Here is an 11935-nt window from a genome sequence, read left to right as displayed (position 1 = left end):
GGCTCGATATCGAGCTTACCAAAGGCGTTACCGACTTTGTCGATCAATCGGGCCACGCGTGGAGCGGCGAGGAGCTGGAGCGCGAAGGGCAGCGTTTTGACGGCTAGCGCCGCTCTATCCTCCCGTCCCTCCCGTTTTCGGGAGGATAGTCGGAGCAGCAAGTGCTTGAAATATCAGACAACGGGAGGATGCGGGAGGAACGGGAGGATTTTGCGTACCCCCACGTATGCATGCGCGTGCGCGCGCGCCCGCATTGTAAATCTCATTTGAAATAACCTCCCGTTCCTCCCGCATCCTCCCGTCTTTAATTAGATCAATGAGTTGTATAATTCCCTATCCTCCCGAAAACGGGAGGGACGGGAGGATAAAGATAAACCAAAGGTCTCATCGCCTACACACCCACAACCTGGCGGCGCGCCTTTGTTGAAGCCAAATGGCTTTAGGCGTAGGCACCGGGGGGTACCAAAACCTTGAGGCAAGCACGTCGTAGACCGGTAACTCAACACTCTGAAAAATCCCGCGATATTCTCGAAATGTTTTTTTTAACAGCCAGGACGAAGATTTAATCGAGAGCTTCTCAGAAATCGCGCGGCTTCGATCGAATCGCACGCCTCATGGCAAACACAGGCGCCCCCCGCGCGCGTCGCGACGTCGCCGGCTGTCAGCATTCATCGCAAGCACTGCGCGGGAGATCTAAGCCGATCCCAAAGCGGCGAAAAATTTCTCAAAAAAAGCGACCGCCGACAAAACGATAACAACCAATAACAAACATGATTTGAGAGTATAGCGGGACAACAGCAAACAACTTTTGCCCATGTTGCGTGGAGGCATAAGTCGTGTCAACATGTCAACAGTTACTCAACAAGGCATACAATGAAACTGCGCAACGATCCCGCGTGGCGTTACTTCAAATTCATGAGCCAATTTGCCCAGCCCGCGCGTTCGCCCCGCGCGCTCCGAAATGAGTTTCGTCGTCTGATGCGCGAGCGACGCCGCGAGCTCGCAATCGCAGCGATCGCCAATCTCCGCGGCCACGCTCGCAACACTCGCCGAGGACAAACATGATCAAGGTCGGAGCTAAATCCAGCGCTCTACAGCCTCAAGCTGTCGAATCGGAAGCCCCATCGGAAAGCCCCGCAACCGCACTTGCGCGCGCCGACGCCGAGCGGCTGGCGGCCCTCGCTGAGCGCGAGCAGCTTATCGGCCGCCGCGCCGAAATGCTCGCCGGTGAAGCGGCGGATGATGAGGTCGAAGTGGTCGATCTCGCAATCGCCCGCGCCAATCGAACCATCGAGCGCCGTCAGCTCGCGCTTCCGGCTTTGCGCAGCCGCGCCGAGGACGCGCGCCGCCAGCAGACCGAGGCGGACTTCGCGGCGTTCTATGACCGTTACAGACAGGCGCAAAACGACTTCGGCCTTGCCTACGGCGCCGCAGTCGAAACGCGTGCGCGTCTCGCCGCGATTGTCGACGCCGCCGCATCCCGCTTTGCCGGCCGCGTCAGCGCATTCATGGCCTATCCCGTTGCCGATCTTACACTTGAACCGACGCGTCTTGAGGCCTTCGAGAGCGACGCCGAGCGCGCGTTTGCGGCGGAGCGCCGCCGGCTCGAGGGCGATTGGTAACGCCTCCTCCGCAATCGCTCATCACCATACAGGTCGAACCGTGCAGCAGACGAAAGGAAAACGACAAAATGGCTGGCATACAGGATCTCCGCGAACAGAGATTCGCTCTCGTTCAAAAAGCGCAAGCGATTCTCGATCGCAAACCCTTTCGCAAACAAGACAGCGACGAATGTGACGCTCTCTATGAGCAAATCGCCCCGCTTGACGGCCAGATTCGCAATCTCGAGCGCGTAGCCTCAGCCGCCTTCGATCTTGAAGGCAGGGCCTACGATTTCAGCAATCACAACGGACGCTCGATTGACGAAAACGCCGCCAAGATTGACGCTTCGCGCAAGGCATTCAACCGCGCTCTCTGTGTCGGCATGGAGCGCCTTACGCCGGAAGAGCGGGCGCTGGTCTCGGCCGACGCGCCCGGCAACCGCGGCAGGATCGTGAACGTCGCGGAAGGAACAAGCGTGGCCGGCGGCTATCTTGTGCCAACGATCGTTATGCCGACCGTGATCTCTAAACTCAAAGCGTTCGGTGGCATGCGCACGGTCGCGCGGGTTCTTGCGACGGACGGCGGCGCGCCGATTGCTTGGCCGACGTCTGACGACACCAGCGCGGTCGGGGAGCTTGTGGCGGAAAACGTCGCGGCGACGGTCGGCGATATGACATTTGGAGTCGCGACGCTCCAGGCTTTCAAATTTTCGTCGAAAATCGTCCCGGTCAGCTTCGAGGTCCTGCAGGACGCGGCGGCGGACGTCGAAAGCGTCGTCTTCGATGGGTTAACCACGCGCCTTGCGCGCAGCATGAACGTTTTCTTCACAAACGGAACAGGAACAGGCCAGCCCTTTGGCGTCGTCAATCAGGCAGCGCTTGGCTACACCATGCCCACCGGCAACACGGCCGGGATCACCTATGACGGTCTGATTAGTCTCTATCATTCGGTTGATCCAGCCTATCGCAGCTCGCAGAACTGCGCCTTCATGATGAACGATACAACCTTCAAGGCAATCAAGCTCTTGAAAGACGGCGCGGGGCGCCCGATCTGGCTGCCGTCGACCAGCGGCGCGCTCGGCGGCGATCAGGGATTCGACACTTTGCTCGGCGCCCGGCTTGTGATCAACCAGGACATGGTCAGCCCGGCGGCGAACGCCAAGACGGTACTATTCGGCGACTTCTCGAAATATATGATCCGCGATGTCATGTCGATGTTGCTTCTGCGTTTCACGGATTCCGCCTACACGGCGAAGGGCCAGATCGGCTTCCTCGCCTGGGCGCGTGCGGACGGCCGCATGATCGATGCATCGAACGAATCGATCCGCTACCTGCAGCAATCGGCGACCTGATCAAGATTGGCGCGTCCGACATTGCGGGCGTGATGCGGGGATGCGCCATGGTGCGGGCGCCGGCTGAGTAAATTCGGCTGGCGCCCGCCGGCGCGGCGGGTTTTTTCGGGCGCCGCCGCGCCGTCTTTGCCGAACGCCGAGGTACTTCATGGATGAGCAAACGATGCGTCGCGGCGCCGCGACCGCTATAGCGCTACATGACAAGGTCAAGGAACTCATAGTCCGCCAGGCGGTCGACCGCATGGTCTTGGTCGAGGCCCTCAAAATCATGTGCCGAAGCGACGCCGATTTCAAAGACCAGATCGGGGCCTGCTTGCGGACCCTCGAACGGCAATTCTTCCTCACGGCGGAAGATCGAGGGCATCCTCTACTGTTCTTTGTGGAAGCGCGGAGCTACTGCAAAGAGGTGCTGGGCGCGCCGCAGCCGCGAGCGCGCTTCGAGCTCATCCAGGGCGGCCTGGCCATGCTCGACGACGTCGGCGGCGAGTTCGTCGAGGAGCCGGAGCGTGATCAGCAATGAGCCCGTTCGTCTGGACCAGCGATCGCACGGCGCGGCTCATCAAGGCTTGGAACCACGGCGTTCCCGCCAGCGCTCTCGGCGAGCGCTTCGGCGTCGGCGAAAAATCTATCCTGCAAAAAATCCACACGCTTCGCGCCGCCGGCGTCGAACTCCGCATGGGCGAAAGCGCAATCAGCGCGACCGAAAACCGCCGGCAGAGAATGCTCGTGCGACTGAGGCTGTAGCCGACGCGGCCCTAGCAATGCATTTGGCGTGTGCAAGAGACTCGATACCCGCCAAAAAGGACGCGCCGTCCTCATCGCGGCGTGTTAAAGGCTCAAGCTAGGCTTGGCGGCATTGCCGAGAAAGGCTTGGTTGGCGAGCAGCAGGCGGCCGGCAAAGCGAGGGCTCTGCATTTGCCGTTTTGCGATGTTCATTTTGTGTTCTATTTTACGGGACTTCCGCTGAGTCGGCCGTTAGCGGGGGCATTAACGTTTTCAACGCCCTGAGTGATTTTTGGCGCAGCCGGGAAAATCGATAATTCGTAATGACTTATCAGCAATTGATCCGGCATGATGCCTGCGGTGGGTCTGTACCGTTCCTCCATTTTATGACTAGCCGAGTATAGAGATGCCTACTGCGTCCCCACAAACTGCTTCAGTCGAACTTATACCGCGGCTGGAAGTAGTCATCGCTAAACTAGGTCTCGATGAGAGCTGCGGGCTAGTGCGTCAATGGTCCGACTTCCGATCGACGACCAATCGACATGTGGTGCGACAAGCTTTCGACAGTATCCGCGTCTATGCCGTGTTTGGGTTTCCGTCTGGCCGTCATAACACGCGGAAATTTGCGCCCATCCTTTACCTTGCAATCGCGTCTGACGACGCCGCGGCCAGCTTGATGCACCGCCTTGTCTGGAGTCAGGGCGTAGTCCCGATCCTGCTCGTGGCCACGCCGGCGGGTCTTCAAATCCGGCGTAGCTTTACGTCGAGCACCGCGCGCCCGGTCACCGTCCCATGGAACCGCTTGAGCGACGGCGCGAGCATCCCGCCCGAACTCACGTCGCTCACCGCCATCGCGCTATCAAGTTCTGTCGTGTGGCGGGACTATGTGACGGACCGATCGAACCGCGTTGACGCCGCACTGTTAAAAGCGATCGAATCGTTGAATGAGGCCGTACGTCGCGACCACGCCGGGCTTCGTCAACAGCCTGCACTCGTCAATGCACTCATTGGCCGATTCATCTATTTCTTTGTACTTCTCGACCGGAAGATTATTGGCCGAACGTGGATCGCAGGGCTCAAGGACCGGGCCGGCAAGTCGGCATGCCCGCAAATTGCCGCGGCCATCGACGACCAGGGCCATGTAAACATCGGCGACCGCCCGTGGCCCGCTCGGGAGGTTTGGTTGTTATTTGACAAAATCGATGACGTCCTTAATGGCGCGATCTTTCCGATCTCTTCGAGCAATCGGCGCCTCATTCCCTCCAGCGCGCTCCACTTGGTGCGCCGCGCAATCCGGCACGGCGACACGCTGGGCGTCGGGGCGCGGCAGCTAGGTTTTCTCGATGTGTCGTTCTCGACGCTTCGCACCGAGACGATCTCAGCGATCTATGAGCTCTTTCTCCTGATCGAGGACCCGGGTAAGAAAGACGACGATGGCGCATTTTACACGCCGCCTTTCCTGGTCGACTACGTGCTCGACGAAATCGACCGCATTCACGCTTTCACCGCCAAAAGCCGAGTGGTCGATCCGGCCGCGGGTTCGGGCATCTTCCTCGTTGGCGCCTATCGCCGCATCCTCGAGCGCGAGATGCCACGCCGAAAGTGGACACCGGCGCACTTTGGAAAAGCGCGCGCCATTCTGGAGGATGCGATCTTTGGCATCGAGAAAAACCTCCAGGCTGCAAACGTTGCGCGCTTTAGCCTCTATCTGACGCTACTCGATTACGTCGAGAACGCCTCGATCAAGGAACTCAAGCAGCTCGCCGGAAGCCGACGAGTCTTTCCGAGCCTTGGTGGCAATGTGCTGGACCGTGATCTCTTCTCGATTTCGGGCGACGATTTGACTCGCCTTGGGCGCTTCTCACATGTGATCGGAAATCCTCCTTGGGGAGGCTTTGGCGAGCAAACGGGCCGCAGCAACGAACAGCGTAGCCCAACAAGCGCTGCGCAGCGCGACGCGCGGCTCAAGCTTGCCCGCGATTATATTTCCTCACTCGATGCCGCCCTGTACCCGGTTAATAACAAGCGACTCTCCGAGTTGTTCATCTGGAAAATTCAACGTGACCTCTTGCAAAAGAGTGGTGTGTTCGGCCTTTTAATTTCGACACGAAGCTACGTCGCGCCGTCCGCCGGGGCGTTCCCGGCGGCACTTGCGAAGCAAGTAAAGCTTAGTCGGCCTAGCCAACTTCTCGCATTTTCGCTACCGACTATTCAAGGGCGCGCGCAGCCCCACACTTGCGATCTTTGGGGAGAACCGTGAGCCAGCTGACCTTGATAACGTATGGGTCTACTCGCCGCTCTTGACCTCGCAGCCGATAGGCGAAGGGGGTCACCTCTGGTCGATCATCGTGTCGGAGAACGATGTCGAGCCCTACAAGCTTCGCGACTTGTCACGTTCGCCCGAAAGCTGGTTCTGGGCGCTGATGCTTCGTCCCATCGACCGACGCTTCGCGAATCACCTGCGGCTATGGTCGCGACATTTCAAACGATCGTTCGGCGATTTTATTTCTACATCTCACCTCGTTATCAGCCGCGGCGGTAGCACGTCCCAAACCGGCGTTCCCGCTAACCTTCTTCTAACCAGCGAAGATTATCAGGCGAGGCTCGGGCTGCAGGGGTTGGAGATCGGCGACTACCCGCACGATCACCTCCGCGCTCTGACACCGAAAGGCGCGTTCAGCAGGTTGTTTGCTGGCCGTATCGTTCTTATTCCGCGACATATGAATGAAGTTCTTTACATCGAGGAGCCGATAGCCTTCGTTTCAACGTTCAATGCGCTCTACACTGAAGATTCCCGCGTCATGGACCGATCCGCAATCGCGGCCATGAAGGGAATTGCGCGTTATCTCACTTCGGATGTCGCGCGCTATCTCTACGCGCTTTTCGGAAAAACTCGTATTCTCGACAGCGCTCGCCTTGAGAAAAGTGATCTCGAGTCGGTTCCGTTTCCGTTCACGAATCTCGCCGATGTCGAGCTGCAGCGGCTGGAGGCAATGGATCAAAATGCTATCACGGCGTTTTTCGCGCAAAAGGTCGGGCTTGACGCGGCCTTTGTGCAGGCTGTCACCGAATACAAGCTTTTTCGGCGCGGCTATGAGGACGCGCAAGTTCCCGCTTTCGCGTTGGGACCGCCCGACGCCGAGATCGTGGGGCACTATCAGTCGATGTTGTTCAGTCGCCTGGCCGATCACTTCGGCGCTGCCACAAATTTCGAATGCAGAGTTCAGCAGCCCTCTACTTCAGAGCATTTCGCTCTCATGAGCATTCAGATTGGTCAATCGGATGCAACAGGGGCTGCATTGATCGCCGAACCGTTGTTCGATGCCATTAAGGCCAATATGGGCTTTAACCCCCATGCGCGAATTGTATTCGATGCGGCTGCCTCGCGCGTTTCGGTAGCCAAGCCGTGGACGCGCGTCGCCTGGACCGTCGAGCAGGCCTTTGCGGACGCCCGCGGCATTTCCGAAGAGGTTTTGCGTTCTGGAGCGGCCGCGTGACAATCACAGGATTTTTCTCGGCGCATTCTAATGGCACCGATCAGACGGCTCGAGTCCTTGTTTGGGAGCAGATGCTGCATCAGGCCTTGCGTTTGCTGGAAGAAGCGCAGAGGCGCGTGTGCAGTCCTGACGGGCAGGAGCAGCTTCGCAAGCTCGATGGCTGGTGGCGTGTAACGAAATCAAAGCTCAACGGCAAGGTATGTCTGGTGCCGTCCGAGGAGGCGATCTCCGAGGCGCTTTGCACCGAGATGGAAAGGATCAGGGATGAGATAGTCCTAAAGAAGTTCCCGGTTGATGCGACGATGGCTGGCGTCGACACGCTGGCCGTAGCGAGCGAGCAGCCTCGAAAGATAAAGACGGGAATTGGAAAGCGTTCCAAACCGACCGATATTCGCATCTACCGGCTTAATTCAGACAATCTTGATCTTCGGATCGAGGCCAAGGTCGTGCTGCGCGAAGCCGATATCAAAAACGCTTATCTCTCGGGCAGCGGCCTGAAGCGGTTTTCCGATCCCAGGGAACCCTACACCAACCGTGAAATCGGCGGCATGGTCGCTTACGCGCTAACGGATGATAAGGCAACGTGGCTCGCGCGCATCGATCATGCGCTTCGTGTTTCAACGCCGCCCGTTCCAACGTTCAAGCACCGCATCCAGACGTCACCTGACGAAACGCTCTTCAGCCGCGTGCCGTGCGCCACCGGTACGAGTGTGCGGAACGAGGTGCTGGTATTTCACGTAGTACTTGAGTTTGCGTGCGAGCCTGACGCGCGCCCGTGAACCGCGGGCGGGGCGTGCGATTGCCAAGCCCCATGGTGCAGCGATGCCCGCTCTCGCGCGGCGAACTTCTTTACGCGGCGCTCGAATCCCGTCTGTTTTCCTCGATAACAATAGTGTCCGCGGCCTCGAATGTGGCTGCGGCTTTATCGCTGACGGGACCTTGCAAATCCAAGGCTCGCCGCGGAACCGACGTGCGATCCAAGGTCCGTCCCCTGCGCCAAGCGGAAGCTGTCGATTCGGCGCAGGCGGACCACTGGCCGATTGAGAAGTCGTACGCTTTGTTGTCAAGCTTGTGTTAGGTTAGCATGAAGCATCGGACAATTCGGGCTCCTCCTGACGACGGACGCAAGGCTGGATGAAGGTACCTTCAACGCCCCCCAAAAAAATGTCCCTTAAGGATGCGCTCCGTTTCCTTCTCAAATCCCACTATCTGGGCGAAGATTTCCCGCCTTTGATAACGACAGAGAAGTTCGCTGGGTTCTGCGTGAAGAATTTTGATTCGTTGGTGCCGGATAAGACGCTGCTTGAAAGAACGACGCTCTACGGGTTGTTCTCAGCCCCTCGCACCACGAATTCGCGGCGAGTCATGGCGCTCCCGCATCCGAGCAGTCAGCTTGCTCTTTCGTTGATAATCGCAGAGAATCGCGGCGAAGTTCGGAAGACAATTAGGACCTCAAAGATCACGCTTTACAACGTCTCCCCCGAGAAGAGTGCAGAGCGTGTATTTGTCGGCTTAGATTTTGAACAGAGAACAAAAAAGGAAGCGGAAATACTAGCGCGTTATCCCATAATTATGAAGGCGGATGTACAAAATTTCTTTCACACGATTTACACTCATTCGCTTCCATGGGCTGTTCTCGGGAAGAACTACGTCAAAGATACTCGCGAAGGCAGGGACAAAGTCGAGAAAAACAAACTGGAGCAGCATTGGGCCAGCCAAATTGATAGGGCCATTCAACGCGGTAATTCAAGGGAAACTTTCGGCATTCCCGTTGGACCAGATATTTCAAGAATAATTGCAGAAATTCTATTGTCAGGAATTCACAAGAACTCGTCGTTTGCTAAGTGTCTCGACGGGCATAAGGCGTACCGCCTTGTAGACGATTTCTTTGTCGGGTTTGACGACGAGATAACCGCGCGAAGATGCCAGGATTCGCTGCGTCAGGCGCTATGGGAATACAATCTCTACTTGAATGACATTAAGACCCAGATTATCCATTCGAGCGTAATTTTCGACGGGGGCTGGAAATATGAGATCGAAAGATTTCAACTATCCTATAAATCTAGTGATCGGCAACGGGACGCTGTCCAGCGTCTTTTGGAGATAACACTTGCGCACTGCGAAGCACAGCGAGATTCGAGGCCCGTAATTTTCTTCTGTCGTCGCCTATTAACTCTTAACATTGTTCCGGCGAATTTCTTGTTCATCAGAAACTGCATGCTTCGAGTTGGAAGAGACTTCACTATCTGTCTTAGATTTGTCGCAGACTTTGTGGTGATGTATCGTGCAGATTTATTGGATGCGGAATCATTTGAGGCGTTTAAGGGGTGGACACAACTGCTATTCGCCATGCACGCAAAGCGAGGGCACGATTTCGAGGTCACGTGGACGCTCATCATTTGTGGCGTGCTGGGGTTGAGGGTCAGCAAAGCTTTTCTTAGCGTCGATGAGCCAATCGAGTCTCCTGTGGTGCTCGCGATATTGGGTCTGTTGAGCAAAAAGGGCCTGCTTGATGAAAAATGGGACGACTGGAAGATAAATCCGCCGCCTACAGGATCACTCGCAAATGGAAGGAGTTGGTTGCCGTATTACGAGGCTGTCCTCCGTGATTGGACCAATGACCCGCAGATCAAGAAGGAGATTCGCGCTGACGCACTTTTTTCAAAGCTACTCGATGAAAAAGTGACGTTCCTCGATGATTCAAATTTTTCGGAATACATTCCCCGGTTGCCGATTACGACGGTTTCGGCGCACCTAAAAAGCAATACTAAGGACCGCCTTATCACTCGAACGAAAACTTTTAGTGGGAGAAAAATATCCGAGCACTACACTTAAGAGCTGGCTCTCGCTGTTACTTGGTCTCGCTCGCGCGAGAGGAATGACACCAGCGCATCTTAGGGTCCGCCAATGTGTTGAAGCTGCTCGACCGCCCGTTCCTTGGCGAAGATCGCTATCGCCCCTAAGGGCGCTCAAAGGGAATGCCGGCCTCTCGCAGGTATTCGATGAAACGCCGGTCAACCAACCTGGCCACTGCGTCATTGGTTTTTGGTCCCTCGACGAGTTGGCGCGGATCCGGCTCCTTTGCATCATGCGTGGGGAGGTTGTCTCTCCATTTCTGGTGAGCCTCTTCGATCCTTTCTTCGAAACGCGCGTCAAATCGAATCCACTGCATTGCTTTTGCCCGCTCCAAAAGAGCATTAATTCTGAATATCCTTTCGCAGTCTTACACCCGCGCCAGACCCGTTCTCCGGAATGAATTCGACGCCGGCGGCTTCGAGCGCGCGGCGCAAAACGTCTAGCGTCGCGTGTTGGGGCGAAGATTTTCCACTCTCGAAATTCCGAATCGTTGCGTTGCCGATTTTTGATCGGTCAGCAAGCTCTTGCTGCGACCAATCTAGAAGGGCGCGGGCGGCACGGCATTGAGCGGGCGTAATCATTCGCATTGCCTAGCACAGAAATCGGTAAATCGCTACGGTTAGCGAAAATCGCTTGCTTCATGGCTAATGAGCGATTATCGCTAGCCATGCTTATTAACGCTATCTGAAGGTTTTCCCAATGCCGAGCCCTTCCGTTCTGGCAGCCGCTACAGGCTTGCCAGATTACAGCCTCGACCTCCTGATCGCCGACGTCGCCATCCTTCACGAGGTCATAGGGGTGGCAATCGAGAGTTTTGGCGAGATAGGCATTGATCAAAGCGACGAAAAATGTGCGCTGCACCGGCGCGTCGATGCGCTCTTGAACGTGGCGGAGAACTTTTCTCAGCAAATCGCAGCGCGAGCGGAGCGCGATATCCGTTCGCTTCGGGCTGAAATGAAGGGGAGGGCCTGACCATGGTCGAGAACCATACCCGCCGGGCCTTGCTTGCCGCCGGATCGGCCGGCGCCGTCTTCTCCGCCCCCGGCGCCGCCGCCTCGGCCGCACCGGCGGCCTCGCCGGCCCTTGCCGCTCTCATCGAAGCGCATCGGCGCGCGGAGGAGCTGGAACGCCAGGCGCTGGCCACGGAAACCGCGGCCTGCGAGCGCTTCGACGAATTGTGCAAGCAAATGGATTTTGGAGGCCTCTGTTTCGACGTGCACGATCTGCAAAAGACCAAAGATCAAATGATGCGCTGGATCGTGCATGAAAAAGCGCATGAGATCGCCGTCTTCAAGACCGGCGCGTCGCCCGCCATGCGCGAGCGGCTCGAGGCGGCGCAAGACGAACTCGCGCGGGTCAAGCTGGAGCGCTTCGAGGAGATCAACGTCGCGGTGCTGGCGGTCAGGGAAAGGTCGGGCCTCGCGGCGGCCGAGGAGGCGTCTCAAGCCGCCTATGAGGGCGCCTATAACGCCCTCATCGAGCTTTGCGCCTTTGTCTCCGCGTCGCTTGAGGAAATTCGTGTCAAAGCCGTCTATCTGTCGACGGTGAGCGGAAGCTTTGACGCCGCAGGCTTCTCGACGAATGCCCTGATTCAATCTCTCATCGGGCTTCCCGGCTGCGAGGTTTGACGCCATGGCGACCTTCGGACCGATCGCCTCGGCTCTCGTCGCGGAAGGCTGCACGGCCGAGCAGATCGCGGCGGCCGTCATTCCGCTCGAACGCGCCAGGGAGCGCGAGCGCGAAGAGCGCCTGGCGCGGCTGCGCGAAGGCGCGCGGCTACGACAACAGCGCCGGCGCGAACGTCTGCGCGGCGAGGCGCCTGCGTCACGCTTGTCACGCCGTGACGAGGCGCTACCCCTGTCTCTTATATACCTCTGACGCTGCCGACGACGGAGAGAGTGTAGAG

At 57.6% G+C, this 11935-nt stretch carries 11 protein-coding genes; 10 read left to right on the top strand and 1 reads right to left on the bottom strand.

Features of this window, described 5'->3' with window-relative positions; genetic code table 11:
- Positions 1 to 1061 precede the first annotated feature (1061 nt).
- The 8 genes from CR492_RS19815 to CR492_RS19780 all read left to right on the top strand — a co-directional run bounded on the left by CR492_RS19815 (position 1062) and on the right by CR492_RS19780 (position 10008).
- Positions 1062 to 1622, top strand: coding sequence for a hypothetical protein (locus tag CR492_RS19815; protein WP_102845446.1), 561 nt, complete (start codon positions 1062 to 1064; stop codon positions 1620 to 1622).
- A 68-nt stretch (positions 1623 to 1690) separates the two neighbouring features.
- The gene (locus tag CR492_RS19810) at positions 1691 to 2953 is read left to right on the top strand and encodes a phage major capsid protein (RefSeq protein WP_102845445.1); all 1263 of its coding nucleotides are present in this window, start codon (positions 1691 to 1693) and stop codon (positions 2951 to 2953) included.
- Between the two features lie 148 nt (positions 2954 to 3101).
- Complete coding sequence (locus tag CR492_RS19805; protein ID WP_102845444.1) at positions 3102 to 3473, top strand: hypothetical protein; 372 nt, start codon at positions 3102 to 3104, stop codon at positions 3471 to 3473.
- Entirely contained in the window at positions 3470 to 3697 is a 228-nt protein-coding gene (locus CR492_RS19800; RefSeq protein WP_102845443.1) for a hypothetical protein, read from the top strand. Before CR492_RS19805 ends, CR492_RS19800 begins: the two co-directional genes overlap by 4 nt.
- 655 nt (positions 3698 to 4352) lie before the next feature.
- The gene (locus CR492_RS19795; RefSeq protein WP_180982645.1) at positions 4353 to 5936 is read left to right on the top strand and encodes a DNA methyltransferase; all 1584 of its coding nucleotides are present in this window, start codon (positions 4353 to 4355) and stop codon (positions 5934 to 5936) included.
- Between the two features lie 88 nt (positions 5937 to 6024).
- Entirely contained in the window at positions 6025 to 7173 is a 1149-nt protein-coding gene (locus tag CR492_RS19790; protein ID WP_146030345.1) for a hypothetical protein, read from the top strand.
- Complete coding sequence (locus tag CR492_RS19785; protein WP_102845440.1) at positions 7170 to 7952, top strand: hypothetical protein; 783 nt, start codon at positions 7170 to 7172, stop codon at positions 7950 to 7952. The genes CR492_RS19790 and CR492_RS19785 overlap by 4 nt, the downstream gene beginning before the upstream one ends.
- A gap of 355 nt (positions 7953 to 8307) precedes the next feature.
- The gene (locus CR492_RS19780) at positions 8308 to 10008 is read left to right on the top strand and encodes an RNA-directed DNA polymerase (RefSeq protein WP_102845439.1); all 1701 of its coding nucleotides are present in this window, start codon (positions 8308 to 8310) and stop codon (positions 10006 to 10008) included.
- Positions 10009 to 10370: 362 nt separating this feature from the next.
- Here the strand turns inward: CR492_RS19780 and CR492_RS19770 are convergent, their stop codons facing one another.
- Complete coding sequence (locus CR492_RS19770; protein ID WP_180982644.1) at positions 10371 to 10610, bottom strand: helix-turn-helix domain-containing protein; 240 nt, start codon at positions 10608 to 10610, stop codon at positions 10371 to 10373.
- 118 nt (positions 10611 to 10728) lie between these two features.
- On the opposite strand from CR492_RS19770, the gene CR492_RS19765 reads away from it, so the two are divergent.
- A complete protein-coding gene (locus CR492_RS19765) occupies positions 10729 to 11001 on the top strand; it encodes a hypothetical protein (protein WP_102845437.1) in 273 nt (90 codons plus the stop codon).
- 2 nt (positions 11002 to 11003) lie between these two features.
- Positions 11004 to 11657: a hypothetical protein gene (locus CR492_RS19760; protein ID WP_102845436.1), complete on the top strand. Its 654-nt coding sequence runs from the start codon at positions 11004 to 11006 to the stop codon at positions 11655 to 11657.
- Positions 11658 to 11935 lie beyond the last annotated feature (278 nt).

The sequence above is a fragment of the Methylocella silvestris genome (assembly GCF_002891535.1).
In the GTDB taxonomy this organism is placed as follows: domain Bacteria; phylum Pseudomonadota; class Alphaproteobacteria; order Rhizobiales; family Beijerinckiaceae; genus Methylocapsa; species Methylocapsa silvestris_A.
This window is presented reverse-complemented; position numbering and strand designations above follow the sequence as displayed.